The organism is Niallia sp. 03133 (assembly GCF_052663225.1).
On record NZ_JBQTCY010000018.1, the window covers coordinates 67,978 to 86,693 of the forward strand.

The window sequence follows — 18,716 nt, forward strand, 5'->3', positions numbered from 1 at the left end:
AGTTTTTAATATATCATGATGCAGCACCGTATAAAGTGAACCTTTACGGGCAAGTTTCCCCCACCTAGCTTCTTCAATTCCTCAGCACCTTGAGGTGGGGGTCTTACTGCCCGTTAAGAGTGGGATAAAGCATTTTTCCTGAATTTTCAATAAAAAATTAACCTTTACAAATAATAAGTTGGGTTTTATAATTTTGTTAACCAAAAAAGAAAGTAGGTTAACAAAGTGGAGTTAAAAAAAATCATGTATGTTTCTATGTTTGTGGCAATTATGGCAGCACTAGGGGTTGTTCCCCCCATTTTTCTAGGAATTACTCCTGTACCGATCACCTTGCAAACCTTAGGGGTCATGTTAGCTGGAAGTGTATTAGGCGCCCGCTTAGGTCCTAAATATGCGGCCATTAGTCAAATCATATTTTTATTAATAGTGATGATTGGTTTACCTTTATTATCTGGCGGACGGGGTGGAATTGGTGTATTTTTCGGTCCTTCTGGGGGCTATCTTATCGGCTGGGTATTAGGAGCTTATGTAATTGGGTATTTATGTTATCATATGAAAAACGTATCATTTATGAAGATTTTGCTAGCTTCCATTCTTGGTGGTATTTTGGTTGTATATCTGTTCGGCATTCCGATTCAAGCCCTTATGATGGATATTTCTATTGCAAAAGCTGTTATTCTTAGCCTAGTGTATCTTCCGGGTGATTTTATTAAAGTAATTGTTGCTTCTTCGCTTGCTGTTAAGCTGCAGCATTCTATTCCAATGGCAAAAAGAATGAATGTATAAATGAGAATTACTAGTACTTATAAGAAATATGCCCAAACGGATTACAAACGGCCTGCGATCATCACAGATAACGAAAAAATTTCATATGGTGATTGGCTTGATTTAGTGCAGCGAACAGCTGCTTCTTTTTTTAGTGAAAAGGCGATTAATAAAAGAGTGGCATTATTCTTGCCAAATGGCAGCTTGTTTTTACAACTATTCGCAGGAGCAAGTGAAGCAGGCTGGGCTAGCGTAGTTGGAGATATGAGATGGAAAGAGAAAGAAATTGCGGAACGACTGCAACAAATAACGCCTGATCTTATCATTGCTGATGAAAGAATGAAAGGGTGTTTTCAACAGCTTTCAACAAAAATCATTTTTTCTAATGAGATAAAAGAGTGGCTACGTTCCAGCTGCAACTTTCAAAATAATGAGGAGAATGCCCCTTTTTACATTGGTTTTACTTCTGGTTCAACAGGAAAACCAAAAGCGTTCATGCGCTCCCATGCCTCATGGATTGAAAGTTTTCGGTGTAATCAAATAGATCTAGAGATGACAGAAAATGAACATGTGTTAATTCCTGGTTCTTTTATAAATTCTACTTTTTTATATGGAGCTTTCAGTACCTTATTTTTGGGTGGAACAATCTATGTTCTAACAAAGTTCTCGCCAGCTCGTTTGATGGATACTTTGAAAAACTATCCTATTTCTCGAATATATATAGTGCCAACAATGATCCAAGGACTATTAAAGGAAGGTTCTTTTCATGATAAAGCCTTTTCCTTCCTATCAACAGGGGCAAAGTGGCTGCCAAGTGTAAAGACAAAAATGCGCCGTCAATTTCCAACAGCTGATTTTTATGAATTTTATGGGTCTTCCGAGCTCAGTTTTATCACCGTTTTAAAAAATAACGAACAGATTTCATATGGTGATTCTGTTGGAAAAGCTTTTCATAATGTTGAAGTTAGCATTCGGAATGAAAAAGGACAAGAATTAGCGGTTGGAGATGAAGGAATTTTATATGTAAAAAGCAACATGCTTTTTGATGGATATCTAAATAATAAAGAAGAAACACAAAAAGTATTACAAGGCGACTGGGCGACAGTTTATGATATTGCCAGAAGAGATGAAAATGGTTATATATACATTCTTGGCAGGCAAAATGATATGATTCTTTATGGCGGCATGAACATATACCCCCAAGAAATAGAACAGATATTATTAAAATTCGAAGGCGTTGAAGAAGTCGTTGTTTTAGGAGTGAAAGATGAGTATTGGGGAGAGAAAACAGCTGCTTTCATAAAAGGGAATATCCCTTTGTCTGCTTTGAAGAATTACTGCCTTCAGACACTCTCTTCCTATAAAATTCCACGCATATGGAGAAAGATGGACCATTTCCCCTACACAACCGGAGGAAAAATTTCACGTCAAGAAGTAAGAAAATGGTTTGAGAATGGAGAGTTAAGATGACAAGGGCAGTGATTGTTAAAGCAAAAAGAACGGTAATAGGAAAAAAAGGCGGCATTCTAAAACAGTATTCCCCTGAACAATTAGCCTCTTTTGTCATGAAAGACATCATTCAAGATCTGCCTGAACAGATTGATGACATTATATTCGGCAATGCAGTAGGTCCTGGAGGAAATATTGCCAGATTGTCTGGATTGGAGACTGGTCTGTCCGTTGCTGTACCAGGTATGACAATCGACCGGCAGTGCGGATCTGGTTTAGAAGCTATTCGCCTTGCTTGTTATCTTGTTCAAGGTGGTGCAGGACAAATATATGTTGCGGGTGGTGTGGAAAGTTCGAGCCAATCACCGTACGATAAACGGGCGCGTTTTTCACCGGAAAAGCTTGGTGATCCTGATATGGGTGTTGCGGCGGAATATGTAGCTGAAAAATATGGGATTACCCGTCAGATGCAGGATGAGTATGCTCTTTATAGTTATCAACGATCCATTCATTCATTAAAAAATGGCAGATTTTCGGATGAACTTGTACAAATCCCAGATATTCCCCTGCAAGATGAAGGATTAAATCCTAAGGTGAATTATGAACGAATGTTGCATCGATTGACTCCTTGTTTTAAGGAAAATGGAACAGTAACATTGGGAAACTCTTGTGGAATCAATGATGGAGCATCAGCAGTCCTTATTATGTCTGAAGAAAAAGCCAAAGAACTAGGATACCAGCCAATTCTTCGGTTTGTCGATAGTGTTGTAACAGGAGTAAATCCCAACTATCCAGCAAGCGGTCCGATACCCGCCATTTCCCAATTATTATCTAAGCATTCTTTATCCATTCAGGATATCGATCTGTTTGAATTGAATGAAGCTTTTGCTTCAAAAGTAGTTGCATGTGCAAAGGAACTCAAGATTCCTTATGAAAAATTAAACATAGAAGGCGGCGCCATTGCATTAGGTCATCCTTACGGAGCATCTGGAGCCATTTTGGTAACAAGATTATTTTATGAGGTTCAGCGTTACAAAGCGCTCTTTAGCATTTCTACAATAGGAATTGGCGGCGGAATTGGAATCGCTGTTTTATGGGAGAGTATGATATGAAAACAAATGAAACTTTCGTTACCATAACAGAAGAAATGGTACAAAACTATGAGGCTATTTTTGGGAAACAAAAGAAGCTGCCTCCAACCTTTCCGATGATTTTTTATCGATATATCAAGGTTCCTTGGAGCTTTAAGAGCGCACCGATTCATCGGAAACAATCCTGTGTTTGTTCCAAGGAACTTTCCATTGGGGGTAAATATCGCTGTGTAGTCACACTTGACCAGGAAAAGAAAAAAGGAAAATATATGTTTTACACCCAGTCTCTCTTTGGATATAACTTGGAAGGAAGCGAGTGTTTTCGATGTGTGTCCGAATTAGTCATACAATTACCTTAACGGAAGAAAAAATTAAGCAGTATGCGTTTCTAACAGGGGATTTCAATCAGATTCATTTCAATCAAGAGGAAGCACAACGCTTGGGATATAAAGCGCCAATTGCTCATGGAATGTTGACTATGGGCCTTGCATCAAATATCTCTTCTACTTTTATGGAAAAAGGAATGAGGATTATCTCGTACGAGATGCAATTTGTAAAACCAATTTATTGGAATGATACCATTCATATCTTGGCAGAAAGAAAGCAAAAAAATAGTTCTAGCTTTCTTATCATAGAAGGCTTGAATAAAAAGGAAGTCGTGGTGAGAGGGAAATTAACTTTGGAAGAAAAAGAAGGGTTTTAAGTTCATGAGATATTGCAATTGCAGCATCTTGTATAGAGTACTTGCCTTTCCTCCATTAACACCATATTCGTTCCTCTCTCGCTTTACTTCATACCTCTATTACGTTGAAATAGAAATTTCATTAATATTAGAGTAACTATCCAACGGAAAAAGGGGCATTGCTCTCCCTCTTTGACACTTCACCGTGCACTTTCATGCTGTAATAATCACGTTGACATTAAACGAGCAAAAATAATAAACACAAATTGAGGTCCATTGTACTTTTTATATTTAAAAATTACTTTGATACTTTTGATTGATTTTTATTCATACTTTTTAGGATGAACAAGAACCACCATACAAATAAAAACAAATATCCCAAGATGGTAAAAACAGACCAAATAGCACCTTGCTGAAATTGACTCACTAAATGTTCCATTTCATTCATTCCCTCTACTCTTCCAATACTATTAAACAAACTAATTATTGGAACTGTTGCAACTAGCAAAATGGCTACGACAGACATACTTATCATTTTCTTTTGAACAACACTAAGTATTGTAGTTGCAAATGTTATTAACAAAAATAGGTAATAAATAATCTGAAACCAATTAGGAAGAGTTTCCCAATGCATTTTTCATCCCCCTTATTTAATCATTTATTTTTGATCACGATAAAACCATACATAATTTTATGGCTTATCCCCCCTTTTATTAATTACCGATATAATTACTAAATTCTATAAGTATACCTATAAGTTTGTACATGTTAGTCATTCTATTTATTCCGGTGAAACACTTAATAATTCCTATAGCTTCTAATTATTATTCTTATCATAATAAAGAATTGCTTGAAATGATACCCAATAGATGCATTTTTTATACACTGGTGATTTAATGAAAAGAAGTAATCTAATTTTTATAAAGTAATTTTGACGGTCAAAAACAGAAATAAACGTAAACAAAGGGGTTTTTCCATCCCTTTTATCTTCCTTATTATGCCATACAATAAGAAAATGAATACTGGGGAGTGTTTATTTCTTTTAATATACATGTATATGAATCAATGAAATTGGAAATCCTACTATTAGTTGTGTTATGCTATCATTTCTACTCGCTATTAAAAATGAAAAAATGAGGTGTTTTACTATGAATAAGACAGAATTGATCAATGCAGTATCTGCACAAACTGAATTAACGAAAAAAGATGTTTCTAAAACAATCGATTCATTATTTGAAACGATCTCTACTACACTTTCGAAAGAAGAAAAGATTCAGTTAATTGGATTTGGTACGTTTGAAGTGCGTGACCGTGCAGCCCGAACCGGCCGCAATCCACAAACAGGGGAAGAAATTCAGATTGCTGCTTCTAAAGTCCCTGCTTTTAAGCCTGGAAAAGAACTAAAAGAAGCTGTTAAATAATAACGAACAAAAGCGTTAATGGTTTTATAAACAGAAGAAACAAATAAAACAACGTTTATTGTTTGCAGAGTGTCGAAAAAGTAAGGCTGCAAAATTTAAGGCTGATTGAAAACCTTTGTCTATCAAGGTACGAACCTTTTTGAGAAGTAGCGAAGAGAGCAAACGTTTTTCAACAGTCTGTGATGGATGCTAATTAATTAGCATCCGTTTTTCTTTTAGGCTATTGCCTATCTCTTAATGCCATCTGCCCAAACGTAGCCGATTTTACCGTCATAGACAATTTTATCCCACACTTAACGGGCAGTAAAACCCACACTGATGGAAGGTTCACTTTATTATACGACTTGCCATCTGTTAATACTGCAACAGGTATATTTTTCTGAATTGTTCTTATATACTTGGGTATTTCTTTGCTGGACCGGTTCGAAATGCTTGGTTTTGTAAGAATTGATTTCTTGCAAAATTCATAACACTAATACTGCAGTTACTAAAACATCAATCTGCTCTTTATATTGTTTTTCATACTAACAAGAGACTTAGTATTGCCAAATTTTATAAGAAGATCTTGGAAATGTGCTAGATCTTCAATAGAAGCTGTTTGAACTTTCATTAAATAATTATACTCTCCACTAATTCTATGTAACTCAGAAACTTCTTTAGAATTTTCACAGAATTCAATGAAAGATTGGCATTTCTCCGTTTTGCATAAAATAAATGTTGTAACTCCCTTCTCTAACTTCGTAGGATTAAATACAGCATCATAGCCTAAAATTATTTTTTGTTCCTCTAATTTAGAAATGCGTTCTTTCACAGAAGGTTGTGACATAGCTACCTTCTGACTAATTTTTGAAATAGAAATGCGCGCATTTTTTTGTAGAATTCCCATTATTTTATAGTCGACTTCATCTAATCTACTATCATTTTTCACCACTCACAACTCCTTAGGTATTTTTAAATAATACCTTTTTTTTTAAGGCATTATATCAAATTTACCTTTTTTATACTATCCATTTATTCCAGTGAATAAAGTACACTAAACTAAATAAAAGGAGGAGTTATTATGGCTAATGTTAAAGGGCTTGCACATATTGCAATCCAGGCAAATGATTTTGATGAAGTGATACGTTTTTATACGAAGGCATTGAATTTTAAAATTGCACATACTTGGTCATTGCCTAAGTTTAATTTAGAGAAGGCTGCCATGCTCGTTTCATCTGATGGTCATACCTTTATAGAAGTTTTTGATAAGGAGGCACAAATACCCGCTCAAGGACAAAAGCCATTGAATCATGAAGAAATAAATCATGGTGCGTTATTACATTTCGCTTTAACAGTTGAAAATGCAAGTGAAGCATATAAAACAGCCATTCATTTTGGTGCAAAAACCTGTGTCCCACCAGCTACTATGGAATTAGGATTTCCAGTCATTCGAGTTAATAATGCACTTGTTTACAGCCCCAATGGGGAAGTTATTGAGTTTATTGAAATGGTAAATTTCCAACTGTTCAACTAGTATTATTTATTGCTAACCAGAGAAAACTTCAACTAAACCTTATGGCTTTTAGCAACTCATATTCCATTTGAAAATGAAAAAAAATTACCATTCCCAAGTTTACTCATATTATTAGTTAATATTATTTTTATAGCAAATGGAAAGCGAGCAGTAAGCCTCGGAAAACCTAACGCTTATTCCACTTTTTAATAATTTTCCAATATATTGAAGTTTAGATTGATGACATTGGGGTTTTTCCTCATCCCCCACTGATGGAAGTTTACTTTATTGCTTTCTTTACCTTAGAAGTAAATTAACATAAAGAAATAGATATCCAAACATTTACTTGATAGTCCCTCTAAAAAAGATAGAAATCCTTGATCCAAAATAAAAAAGGTTAGATTTAAACAACTAGCTAAGTTAATTAATAATAGCATTTAGAAGAAACTAGAAAATCATTCATAAAATACTAAAAACAAAAAAAATATTGAATATAGTATGAATAATGATTATAATGAATCTCGTTATATAATAAAACATCCATTGAGAGGTAAAATAACATGACACAGATTACATTAGAACAAATTCAGAATACAATTAAAGAAAAAAACGTAGAATTATTACATCTACAATTTGTTGACATGGAAGGAATACTAAAAAATATTACGATTACTTCCGCTCAATTAGTTGATGCAGTGGAAGGTAAAATTATGATTGATGGATCATCCATAAAAGGATTTTCACCTATCAACAAGTCAGATTCTTATTTGGCTCCTGATTTAAATACCTTTGTCGTATTACCTTGGACGGAAAAAGAAGGATACTCGGAAGCACGCTTCCTATGCTCTGTTACCAATCCAGATGGAACTTTATTTGAGGGAGATACTCGTAATGTTCTGAAGAAAACAGTTGCACGTGCTGCAGAAAAAGGCTATACCATTTCAGTAGGTCCAGAGTTAGAGTTTTTCTTATTCAAAACAAATGAAAAAGGTTACCCAACTAATGAACTAGGCGATTTAGGAGGATACTTTGAGCCATCACCGAAAGATCTAGGTGAAAAAGTTCGTGTAGAAATTTATAAAACATTAAAAGCGATGGGCTTTACAATTGAAGCACTTCACCATGAAGTAGCGGAAGGTCAACATGAAATTAGCTTTAAATATGCAGATGCTTTAGGTGTTGCAGATTTAGCTACTACTTATAAATGGGTTGTAAAAACAATTGCAGCACAATATGGATTACATGCTACATTTATGCCAAAACCAGTTTTCGGAATCAATGGTTCTGGTATGCATGTTAATATGTCTTTCTTCAAAGATGGAGAAAATCTGTTCTATGATGAGTCTGATGAAATGCAGCTATCAACTGCAGCATATTCATTTATTGCCGGAGTATTAGAAAATGTGAAGAGTTTTGTTGCGGTTACAAACCCTTTAGTTAACTCTTACAAGCGTTTAGTTCCTGGTTATGAAGCTCCCGTTTACCTTGCTTGGTCTACATCAAACCGTTCAGCTTTAATCCGTATCCCTGCAAGTCGCGGAATGGGTACACGTGTTGAACTTCGCTGTCCAGATCCATCTGCTAACCCATATTTGGCTTTTGCAGTAATCGCATCTGCTGGTTTAGATGGTATTGAAAGAGAATTAAATGCACCAGCACCAATAAACGAAGATATTTTCCACATGACAGATAAACGTCGTGAAGAGCTTGGCATTGACAGCTTGCCAGGTGGCTTGGAAGCTGCTATCGTTGAATTAGAAGCTGCAGAATTTGGCCGTAAAACACTTGGAGATCATGTATATAATGAATATGTAGCGGCGAAAAAAGCAGAGTGGGACAACTATCGTATATCTGTTCATGAATGGGAAATTAAAAACTATAAATTTAAGTTCTAAATTACAAATAACAAGAGAAAGCAAACTAAATAGAAAGGGATCATCCCTTTCTATTTTCAGACTGTAGACAAACGCTCCTTAAAAAGGAAGTTTGTTTACAGTTTTTTTATTTATCCCACTCTTAACGGGCAGTTATCTCCCACCTAGATTCCTCGATTTCTCGGCATCTTGAGGTGAAGGTTTTACTGCCCGTTACGGGTGGGATAAATTATTTGTAACGGTATAACAAAATTAATCGTTACTCTTTAAAAATTATATTAGGAGGGTGTTTATAAATGCTAATTGTTATTATTGATATTGTACTTGAATTAATGCAAAGAGATAGCTAAAGATGCTACACGTGCTATTTCAGAAAGTATAAAAGCACCTAAAGAAACTGTACATGTTATGATTAAACTCGCTACGGTGTTGATAGCAAAAAATGCTTAATAATCAATAAGGGGATTATATAAGAAAAAACAATTGAACTGGAATTTTCTGTTCCATTGCTTTTCACCTATATCTTCTCCAACTAGTCGTTCTATTTTTTAAACGAATCATCTAATAGCTTCTTCTGTTTTTATGTCAAAAAAATGAGCCTTTTTCCTATTAAATGCTAATGAAATCGCATTTCCTATTTTCTGTTCTGTTCTTCCCTCTACTCTCGCTGTAATTATGTTGCCTCCTGCTTTTACATAAAGTAACGATTCTGCCCCCATATCTTCGGCTAAGTCAACTGTTCCTTTCACAATGGGTTGTGCTGCTGTTCTCATTTCTTCATTTACAGCTATAATGTTCACTGGACGAATACCAAAGATGATAGCACGCCCCACGTACCCTTTTGCATGAAGAAGGCGACTTTGTTCCTCCAATAATGGAATTGAAAGTGCGTCTGCTTGAAAAAATATAGTATCCTTTTCTTCTATAATTTTTCCCTCGATAAAATTCATTCCTGGTGACCCGATAAATCCTGCAATATACTTATTCGCAGGATGATCATATATCTCTTTTGGAGTTGCTACCTGCTGAACTACTCCCTCATGCATCACAACAATACGGTCTCCCATCGTCATAGCTTCGGTTTGGTCATGCGTCACATACACAATAGTTGCCTCTAAATTCTTATGTAATCTGCTAATTTCAGCTCGCATTTTCACACGTAGTTTTGCATCTAGATTAGATAAAGGCTCATCCATTAAAAAGGCTTTCGGATTACGTACGATGGCACGTCCTAACGCAACCCGCTGGCGCTGTCCGCCTGAAAGCTCCTTTGGCTTGCGTTCAAGAAGATGCTCAATATCTAGAATCTTCGCTGCTTCAAGTACCCTTTTATTCACCTCATCCTTTGAAAACTTTCGTACCTTTAATCCGAAGGCTATATTTTTATAGACGTTCATATGTGGATACAATGCATAATTTTGAAATACCATGGCAATATCTCGATCTTTTGGAGCAACACCATTTACATGCTGATCTCCTATATAAATATCTCCTTCCGAGATGTTTTCCAAGCCGGCAATCATGCGGAGGATAGTGGATTTTCCACATCCAGAAGCACCTACTAATACTAAAAATTCTTTATCCGCGACATCCAAATGAAAATCCTTCACAACTTTTTTATCATGATAATTTTTTTGTACATGATGAAACGTTAATCCAGCCATTATTCATTTCCTCCCTTCTTTCAAAATATTGATTAAAGATACCCTCTACTCTTTACCTACTATCTTAAAATGCTGGAATCTGGTTGGAAAATACAATAATAAAAAACTAAACTTGCTGCTCCAAGAACACCAATCTTCTCTCCCAGCTCCGAATTTTCAATTGTTACTTCTTCTTGACGGGCTAAAAAGGAACGCTCATTAATTACTTCTTTTACTGTATGAATAAGGGGGGATTCCCGTTTAGCCATAAAGCCTCCAAAAATAATTCTTGAAAAATTAAACATATTGATAGTGGAAGTTAATACAACAGCAATTTTCTCCCCCATTTCTTCCACTGCATGAATGGCTGCTGCATCGCCTATTTTCACGGCATCCACTACTTCTTCCACTGAAGATACATTTAAAACTTTTACAATTTCTGCTTCAGAAACATATTGTTCGAGACAGCCATTGTTTCCACACCAACACTTTTTCCCATTTGGCATATAGGTCATATGACCAAATTCTCCAGCACCAGTTTTTCTACCTCGAAAAATTTGGTTATGTATGACCATCCCTGCGCCTATTCCTTTTCCAATATAAATAAAAAGCAAATCTTCATCCGATACATTTTTTCCATACATTTTTTCAGCGAGTGCCATTGCTCGTACATTATGATCCAAAAAGATCGGAAGAGGAAAAGAGGCAGAAAGGATGGAAATAATATCCACATTTTCCCAACCGCAATGCTTTGCCTCGACAATTTTTCCTTCGAGAAAATTAACAAGACCAACTGATCCAACTCCAATGCCATAAATAGAAATAGGTTGATGAGTTTCTAAAAAGCTTTTTATCTCAAAGGTGAGCCATTCCACAAAATATTGGGCATCCAAGTTTTCTGGAAGAGCAGTTTTTTTGAAAGCTTTTACTTCTCCCTTTAAATTAACCAACCCAAGTTCCAAGCGATCCATTCGAATATGAATTCCCACTACAATAGTAGAATCTCCATTTAATTCAAGTGCCACTAATTTTCTTCCTGCTCGCACTTTCCCCGCTTCTATACTGCCAATCTCATGTATTAATCCATCTTGAATTAATTCGGCTGTTATGTTTGTAATAGTCGCTCTTGTTAGCTTCGTTCTTTCAGAAATGCCGACACGAGAAATTTGGCCGCTTTTTAATATGGTTTGCAGCACTAATGCTTTATTTTTCTGTTTTGTACGATCTGTATTTTGTCCGATAAGCAAGATGCTACTCCTCCATTCACAAGGGAAAATCCCTTAGCCATCAGCGCTTGGTTTTGTGTACACGCAGTTCATGCGCGCCATCTTCGCGCGTATATTCATAGTAATACCATATTTCTTCATTATGAACTAAAGCATCCACATAACGCACGGCTTTTCCATTTTTTGTTTCAAGAATAGGGCCATTAAAGCTTACTTTTGAAAAAGTAACTAAATCATAAGTAATGGCTAAAGCCGCTTTTTCCTCATAGTTTTGCTCCACTCCTACACTGCCATCCCAAATAACTGTAAATAAACCATTGTATGGAATGATCGTTGTCAACCTGGACTGATATTGATCCCAGCCGTCTAATCCAACAGGAAGCACCGTATCGATCCAACGGAAATGGATCCCGTCTTCACTAATGGCGAGTGCTGTTGGCGCCACCGCCAATCCAGTATTGTGCACATCCCCAGTTCCATGCATTTTCTCCTTAGACTGCCCTTTTACTCCTTGGGCAAAAACAAAGTACATAAAATACTGGTCTCCAACTTTAATCACATAAGGGTCTTTTACACCTTCGACCCCTTCTTTATCTGCAGCGGTTAATACTTTCTGACGTTTGGATATATCAAATGAAGTTGGTGTCTCTGCTTCGACAACATCAATACGCCAGCGGTTGTCTTTTGAATCCACATAGCTTATATATAAACGATACAGTGAATCGTTTACTTTGTACAAGGAAGAACGTTCAATCGAACTTGATTGAAGCTCTTTCTTATGCAGTTTCCATTCATCTTTGAAATTTACCCCATCCTTGCTGCTTGCAATGCGTACTTCATATCCTCTTTCGTCTTCACCATATCCTCTTGGTTGCCTAACACGATAATACAGATAAAATGTTTCATTCTTCTCATCATATAAAATACTAGGAGCCCCAACCCAGAAGCCTGATCCTTCTCCTGTTGGACTAATAACAGTAGTTCCTTCTTCTGGATTAAACAACGGTGCTGCATTTAAAGTGGATGGATTTACTTCTTTTAATAGGATACTCATTTTCATTCCTCCAATAATGTAATTAGTTATTTATATTAGTAAATTTATTGCTCGTTTCCTTTAAGTAATCTATTCCGAAATGATGTAGCTCCTCTATTTTTATTACTTCTCCTTTGACAGCGGAGTAATTAGCAGAAAGAACCACCTTTAAGCTATGCAGTGCATCTGCTGCTGTCGCAAGAATTTTAGACTTATCTTTATTCGCAATAGCCTCATGAAATAATCGGTTTATTCCTGCTACATTTTCTTCAAGCTCCACTATTTCCATTTTCCCAGGTTCCTGGATTGTTAATTTAGTAGGTGTAATTTTAATAAGACGATTTTTTTGGATAACCTCAAGACTCGGTTCTTCCCCTAATTCTGGATACAATGCATAGGTAGAATAAAAGTTTCCTACTGTCCCATTTTTAAAGACAGCTGTCGTACTATAACCATCCCAGTTCTCCATTTCTCCAATCGTTGCCTTTTGTGTATAAGCTGAATAAACATGGTCAATTTCTCCTGCCAAATAGGTAGCCAAATCAATAATATGAATGGTCTGATCAAAGGTTTGCCCACCTCCTAAATGACGGTTTCTAATCCAATTGACTAAGGGAACAGTCCAGTAATATTTACCAACGAATAAAGAGATAGGCTCTTCTCCAATCAGTTCTTTAGCTTTTTGAACAAATCCCATTGATCTCCATTGAAATCCTGCCGTACAGATAATACTTGATTCCTGAATCAAACGTACAATTTCCTCGCCTTCAGACACACTTTGAGCGAGCGGCTTCTCAATATATAAATGTATCTTTCTAGCAGTTATTTCTTTTACCAGCTCTACCCGGCCTCGCACTGGTGTACATAAATAAACGGCATCAATCTGTTCGTAGTCAAGTAGATCAAGGTAATTCTCGTATACTTTTGCTCCTGTAATCTCAGCAAAGGTATTGGCAGCTTCTCTATTAACATCACATACAGCTACAATTTCCGTATTTTCTAATTTTTGCAGCTCTTTTGCGTGATGGGTTCCAATTCTTCCTGCACCAATGATGGCATATCGTATCATGCGTATCCTCCTTTCTAAACATCAGCCTACATCAGGATAAAGATTTCTGACTTTTCTTACGGCATCTTTCACACGTTCTGCATCCTGTATATGCTCAAGCTGGAATGTTAATGACAAGTTTCTTTCTGCTAACTTTTTAAATATTTTTTCATAAGGAACTTCCCCTTCGCCTATTGGCACTTCCGATTTATTCTTTGTTTGATAGATGCCATCTTTAAAATGCGCTCCAATAAAGCGATGGCTCCATTTTTCAATCGCAGTAATAGGATCACTGCCATTTACGTATAGATTAGTAGGATCAAAATTTACATATAAATTGTCATGATTCACTGTGTTATACAGCTTTTCAAAACGCTCTAATGTATGAACAAAACATGGAGCATGGTCGATCTCAATTGCAAATTTTATATTTCCTTTCTGACATAGTTCAGTAATTTCATATGTAAATTCACTAAGGTAATCCCATGTTACATGTTGAGGAATACCCTCTGGTGCAATCATCGTTCTGCTAAATAAGGAGATTCCTCCAAGCAAATTAGCTCCTTCGATTATTTTTTTCGTTTTCTCTATTACCTCTTCCTTTTGGTCAGGATCACATAATGAAATTCCAATTCCTGCCGTTGTGATTTCGATTCCTTTCGATTGTGTATAGTTCTTCCACAAAATGGTTTCCTTGTGATCTATTAATTCAGATGCAGATAATTCTATTGCTTTCAATTGGCATTCGTCTGCCAAATCTACTTTTCCCTTTACATCCATACCGATTAAATCGGATATCCTTAGCCCAAGCCGAGTCATATTTCCTTCTCCTTTTCTAGTTTGTTGTTTAACAGAAAACAACTGAGGTTAATAACCTATTATTCTTCTGTACTCCCAGTCTTCTAATCTTTTGAAGCAAAGCCGCTTAACTATCCCTTGATCGATCCATTCGTCATCCCTTGAATCAACCTCTTTTGAAAAAGAAAAATAAGGAGAATCAATGGAATAACGGCTAAAATAATAGCGGCTGAAATGGTAGCCCAAGGAAAATCGTTTTCTCCTGGAAACATCATAATCGCAACAGGCAATGTTTTCCTTTCTGGATCTGACATTAAGATAAAAGCAAAGAGAAATTCATTCCAGCTGTGAACAAAAACTAGCACTGCAGCCGTTACCATAGCTGGTAAGGAAAGAGGCAGCATAATTTTTATAAAAGATTGAAAACGGTTATATCCATCAATTAGTGATGCTTCTTCTATTTCTTTCGGGATTTCCTTAAACAGGGCAGAAAGAAGCCATACGACCATCGGCAGCCCAAAAGCAGCATGTGTCAGACTTAAACCTGAATAAGTGTTCAGAAGATGGAGATCCCTTAATGCCATAAAAATAGGAAGAACCATTGTCATGGGTGGAAACATAGAAGTTGCCGTAATAGCTAATAACAATACAGCTTTGCCTCTAAACTGCAGTCTTGCTATAGCATAAGCAATCATGGATCCGAAAGTAAGTGTAGTCACCACGGTTAAAGCTGCTACTACAGTACTGTTCCAATAATAACTAGCAAAGGCTTGAGCAGAAAACACATCTATATAATGTTTTATTGTCGGTTTAAACGTTATTAGTGTCGCTGGGATACTATATAACTCTTCCTTTTGTTTTATGGAAGTAATAAAAATCCAATAAAGTGGAAAAAAAGACAGACCCGTTACTAGAATGATCATTAAATAAAAAAAGAGACGGTTTGTTTTTTTTCCTTTCATAACTATCACTCCTTTCCTTATTCTGGTTTATAAAGAAATTTGACATACAACGCCGTCATACTAAAGGTAATGAAAAAAAGAGTGACGCCTAAAGCGGAACCATATCCCCAATCCATATCAACAAATGCTGATCTATATATATACATCGGTAAAGACTCCGTCGAATTTCCTGGTCCTCCTTGAGTAAGTCCAAACATCAGGTCAAACGCCTGCATCGCATCCATTGTCCTTAAAACAACTGCCACTAAAAAGACATTTCGCAATAACGGCAGCGTGATATAGATAAATGACTGAAAGCTACTTGCTCCGTCAATCATCGCCGCTTCATAAATATCAGAAGAAATGGACTGTAAACCTGCTAAAAGAATAATGGCTATAAAGGAAGATGTCTTCCATATAGCAACGATGCATATAGCGATAAAAGCTAGTTTTGAATCTCCAAGCCAATTTAACGAGTGATCTATTAAACCAAATTTAATAAGTAAACCGTTAAAGAGACCATAGTCCTGGTTATACATCCATCGCCATGCTAATGCATTTATTATTGTTGGCATGACCCAAGGAAATAAAATGGCTGCTCTTACTATTCCACGGAATTTAAATTGTTTATTTGCAATAACAGCGAGAAATAGACCAATCATTAACTCAAATGCAATAGTTAAGATAGAAAATCCAAGTGTAAAGCCAATAGAATGCCAAAAACGTAAATCATGTATCATTTTTACATAATTTCCCACCCCTGTAAAAGGGGTACCCAACCATGGCTGGGTAACGATTATTTTATGCAGCGACATCCAGAACACTCTGATAATTGGATAGAGTGTAAAGGTTAAGATAAATAATAATGGTGGTGTAATTAAGATAAATGCCAGTTTTCTATCTGACCAACTTTTTTTTCCTTTTTTAAGAGATTGTTGTTTTAAGGGTGTTGTCAAGGCTTTATTATATTCAATCACCTCTCTTCACCTCCCTTTCTTACTCTTTTAATTTTTCTTCTATTTCTTTTTGGGCATCCTGCAGTCCTTTTGCTGGATCCTTTTGACCAGAAAGAACAAGGTTTACTTGTGTTTGTACACTTAAACTAAACGCATCGTACCCTCTTAAGACAGGACGGCTCTTTGCATTTTCAAGAAATGGTGGAAGAATAGAGAATAACGGCTGCGCTTCGCTTACTTCTTTATCCTCAAATACTTTTTTAACAGATGGGATTTTGCTTGTATTGATAGCCATCGATTTTTGCTCTTCATCACTTAAGAAATATTTCATTACTTCCCATGCTTCTTTTTTATGCTCTGAATTATTATTAATGGAATATACCCATCCTCCTGTAGCCGAATGGCTTTCTCCGCCTTCTGAAGATGGTATATATGTAACACCAAACTTTCCATCCACTTTAGTCCCCTTTAAATTTGCATAGGATCCTGGCCAATTTCTCATGAATATAGCATTTCCGCTGCTAAATGTAATAAAGTTATCATTGGGATTAGATGTACTGACACTAGCTGGCGATACTTTCTCATCAATTAAGCTGCGCATTGTCGTTAATGCCTCAATGCCTTTGCTTGAATCTACCTTTACTTTGCCTTTCTCATCATAGATATCACCATTTAGTCCCCAAAGAAACTCTAGCCAATTTATCGTTGCTCCTTCTATTTTTGCTCCTTGAAAAACATATCCAGCAAGCTGTTTTTGCTTTTCCTTTGCTAAAATCTCTTTAGAAACACTCTCTAATTCAGACCAAGTTTTTGGAACTGGCAGATTATATTTTTCTAATAGATCCTTACGGTAATACACCATTCCTAAATCAAGCCAGCCTTGAATTCCGTACTGTTTGCCATCTACATTTGCTACATCAACAGCGGCTGGCCAAAATCGCTTCAAATAATCTTTATCAACATATTTATCAATGGGAGCAATCCATCCAGCAGAAGCAAACATAGATGGCCAAGTAACATCCGTCATTAATAAATCTGGCGTTTGGCTTTTACTGTTAAACCAAGTCGAATAACGGGTAAACTGATCATTTGGAACTTGTGGCATCTCAATATATTTGACTTGGATATCTTTATGCTCAGTATTAAAACGAGCAATTTGCTTTTCTAAATCTCCTGAAGCATCCTTACCAGCAGCAAACTCAATCACAACAGGCTTCCCTTTACTCTTCTCCGCATTATTTTGCACATTAGAGCAGGCTGATAACAACAATGCAATAACAATCGTGAATAAAACTACTATAAATCCCTTTTTCTTCATTCTGAAACTTCCTCTCTTAAATAAATTAATTAATTCATTAAATCAATTTATTATAGTAAAAAATTTTCCATTTACTTCTTCTTTCTTCTTCTCCATTTTTCGGAAAACCCTTAAAGAAATACTCGTCAACAATAAAGCAGATACACTTCCCCCAAAAAACAACATTAGAGGAGGAAATTCCATGAATAGTATTCCCTCTATTGCCAGACCTATCATCATAACTACTCCCCACGACCAATTCAATAAAGCAATACTTATTGAATATCTTAAATAATCCAATAAACTCAATTCATAATGAGAATATACTGGGAATAGATAAAGCAAAACTAATAGATAGACAAATAAACCAACAAAGCCCATCACCTGAAGCAGGCTTGATTCCTGAGAAAAAAATAACCAAAGATAAAAACTTATTAAACTACTAGTAAAAATAATACATACACCAATAATGTTTACTTTCCAAAAGCTAGAACGATAGAAAGAGAAAAACGTGCGAGTAATAGGAAAACGAAATCCTTCTCTAACGGCTCTGCGTAATGTTTCAAATAATGCAGCTGTTGCAGGGAAAAAACCAAACAGTATAAGTCCCAAAGCTGTAAAAACCAGCCAAAGAAAATTTAGATAGATTAAGCTTGTTATCCAACGACAACATCGATAAATCCATCCAATAAATCCAGTAAACTCCATCCATCTCTTCCTTTCTCTAAGCTAATGAAGTTATGTAGTCACTTTAATTTTTTCATACTCCTTCCTTCGTTAAAAAATTAAATTTTTAAAATTTAGATACAAAAAAGGTTTCCTTTATTTAGAAATAAAAGAAACCTCCGTTTGTACGGTCAGTTTAATTAGCCGTAGCATATAAATGCTGCTGTTTTATTGGCTATTAAATTATGATGATTATATTCTTATTATTCCTATCAGTCAAGTATGTTTTGTAAAAAAAATAAGATTTTTTTCCCCTTCTTTTTTTTATCCTATT

General features: G+C 35.9%; 19 protein-coding genes. 8 read left to right on the forward strand and 11 right to left on the reverse strand.

Annotated elements, in window-relative coordinates; genetic code table 11:
• The first annotated feature begins 225 nt into the window (after positions 1-225).
• Genes ACTYBU_RS20760 through ACTYBU_RS20780 form a run of 5 tightly spaced genes read left to right on the forward strand, consistent with a single transcriptional unit; the run spans position 226 to position 4,008 of the window.
• The gene (locus tag ACTYBU_RS20760; RefSeq protein ID WP_445492702.1) at positions 226-786 is read left to right on the forward strand and encodes a biotin transporter BioY; all 561 of its coding nucleotides are present in this window, start codon (positions 226-228) and stop codon (positions 784-786) included.
• Positions 787-2,235 carry an AMP-binding protein gene (locus tag ACTYBU_RS20765; RefSeq protein WP_445492704.1) on the forward strand — a complete coding sequence of 483 codons (1,449 nt, stop codon included), beginning with the start codon at positions 787-789 and terminating at the stop codon, positions 2,233-2,235.
• On the forward strand, positions 2,232-3,326 hold the full coding sequence (locus ACTYBU_RS20770) for an acetyl-CoA C-acyltransferase (protein ID WP_445492706.1): 1,095 nt from the start codon (positions 2,232-2,234) through the stop codon (positions 3,324-3,326). Before ACTYBU_RS20765 ends, ACTYBU_RS20770 begins: the two co-directional genes overlap by 4 nt.
• Positions 3,323-3,664: a hypothetical protein gene (locus ACTYBU_RS20775; protein ID WP_445492708.1), complete on the forward strand. Its 342-nt coding sequence runs from the start codon at positions 3,323-3,325 to the stop codon at positions 3,662-3,664. Before ACTYBU_RS20770 ends, ACTYBU_RS20775 begins: the two co-directional genes overlap by 4 nt.
• Entirely contained in the window at positions 3,631-4,008 is a 378-nt protein-coding gene (locus ACTYBU_RS20780) for a MaoC family dehydratase (RefSeq protein WP_445492709.1), read from the forward strand. Before ACTYBU_RS20775 ends, ACTYBU_RS20780 begins: the two co-directional genes overlap by 34 nt.
• Before the next feature lie 277 nt (positions 4,009-4,285).
• Here the strand turns inward: ACTYBU_RS20780 and ACTYBU_RS20785 are convergent, their stop codons facing one another.
• Positions 4,286-4,621: a hypothetical protein gene (locus ACTYBU_RS20785; RefSeq protein ID WP_445492711.1), complete on the reverse strand. Its 336-nt coding sequence runs from the start codon at positions 4,619-4,621 to the stop codon at positions 4,286-4,288.
• 514 nt (positions 4,622-5,135) lie between these two features.
• On the opposite strand from ACTYBU_RS20785, the gene ACTYBU_RS20790 reads away from it, so the two are divergent.
• Positions 5,136-5,408 carry an HU family DNA-binding protein gene (locus tag ACTYBU_RS20790; RefSeq protein ID WP_445492712.1) on the forward strand — a complete coding sequence of 91 codons (273 nt, stop codon included), beginning with the start codon at positions 5,136-5,138 and terminating at the stop codon, positions 5,406-5,408.
• Between the two features lie 487 nt (positions 5,409-5,895).
• On the opposite strand, the gene ACTYBU_RS20795 is transcribed toward ACTYBU_RS20790, so the two are convergent.
• Complete coding sequence (locus tag ACTYBU_RS20795; RefSeq protein ID WP_445492714.1) at positions 5,896-6,339, reverse strand: Lrp/AsnC family transcriptional regulator; 444 nt, start codon at positions 6,337-6,339, stop codon at positions 5,896-5,898.
• Between the two features lie 129 nt (positions 6,340-6,468).
• On the opposite strand from ACTYBU_RS20795, the gene ACTYBU_RS20800 reads away from it, so the two are divergent.
• Together ACTYBU_RS20800 and glnA are read left to right on the forward strand one after the other, a co-directional pair.
• Positions 6,469-6,921 (forward strand): VOC family protein, encoded by a 453-nt coding sequence (locus ACTYBU_RS20800; protein ID WP_445492715.1) that lies wholly within the window; start codon positions 6,469-6,471, stop codon positions 6,919-6,921.
• 539 nt (positions 6,922-7,460) lie between these two features.
• Positions 7,461-8,795, forward strand: a complete 1,335-nt coding sequence (glnA, locus tag ACTYBU_RS20805) for a type I glutamate--ammonia ligase (RefSeq protein ID WP_445492717.1) — start codon at positions 7,461-7,463, stop codon at positions 8,793-8,795.
• A 536-nt stretch (positions 8,796-9,331) separates the two neighbouring features.
• Here glnA and ACTYBU_RS20810 read toward each other — a convergent pair.
• The 9 genes from ACTYBU_RS20810 to ACTYBU_RS20850 form a co-directional block, all read right to left on the reverse strand.
• Entirely contained in the window at positions 9,332-10,438 is a 1,107-nt protein-coding gene (locus ACTYBU_RS20810; RefSeq protein WP_445492718.1) for an ABC transporter ATP-binding protein, read from the reverse strand.
• A 59-nt stretch (positions 10,439-10,497) separates the two neighbouring features.
• A complete protein-coding gene (locus ACTYBU_RS20815; RefSeq protein ID WP_445492720.1) occupies positions 10,498-11,664 on the reverse strand; it encodes an ROK family transcriptional regulator in 1,167 nt (388 codons plus the stop codon).
• A gap of 40 nt (positions 11,665-11,704) precedes the next feature.
• A complete protein-coding gene (locus tag ACTYBU_RS20820; protein ID WP_445492722.1) occupies positions 11,705-12,697 on the reverse strand; it encodes a hypothetical protein in 993 nt (330 codons plus the stop codon).
• A 22-nt stretch (positions 12,698-12,719) separates the two neighbouring features.
• Positions 12,720-13,745, reverse strand: a complete 1,026-nt coding sequence (locus tag ACTYBU_RS20825; RefSeq protein WP_445492724.1) for a Gfo/Idh/MocA family protein — start codon at positions 13,743-13,745, stop codon at positions 12,720-12,722.
• A 21-nt stretch (positions 13,746-13,766) separates the two neighbouring features.
• On the reverse strand, positions 13,767-14,543 hold the full coding sequence (locus ACTYBU_RS20830) for a sugar phosphate isomerase/epimerase family protein (protein WP_445492726.1): 777 nt from the start codon (positions 14,541-14,543) through the stop codon (positions 13,767-13,769).
• A gap of 110 nt (positions 14,544-14,653) precedes the next feature.
• Positions 14,654-15,484 (reverse strand): carbohydrate ABC transporter permease, encoded by an 831-nt coding sequence (locus ACTYBU_RS20835; RefSeq protein WP_445492728.1) that lies wholly within the window; start codon positions 15,482-15,484, stop codon positions 14,654-14,656.
• 17 nt (positions 15,485-15,501) lie between these two features.
• Complete coding sequence (locus ACTYBU_RS20840) at positions 15,502-16,440, reverse strand: carbohydrate ABC transporter permease (RefSeq protein ID WP_445492729.1); 939 nt, start codon at positions 16,438-16,440, stop codon at positions 15,502-15,504.
• A 19-nt stretch (positions 16,441-16,459) separates the two neighbouring features.
• Positions 16,460-17,737 carry an ABC transporter substrate-binding protein gene (locus ACTYBU_RS20845; protein ID WP_445492731.1) on the reverse strand — a complete coding sequence of 426 codons (1,278 nt, stop codon included), beginning with the start codon at positions 17,735-17,737 and terminating at the stop codon, positions 16,460-16,462.
• Positions 17,738-17,779: 42 nt separating this feature from the next.
• On the reverse strand, positions 17,780-18,424 hold the full coding sequence (locus ACTYBU_RS20850) for a YesL family protein (RefSeq protein ID WP_445492733.1): 645 nt from the start codon (positions 18,422-18,424) through the stop codon (positions 17,780-17,782).
• Positions 18,425-18,716: the final 292 nt, after the last annotated feature.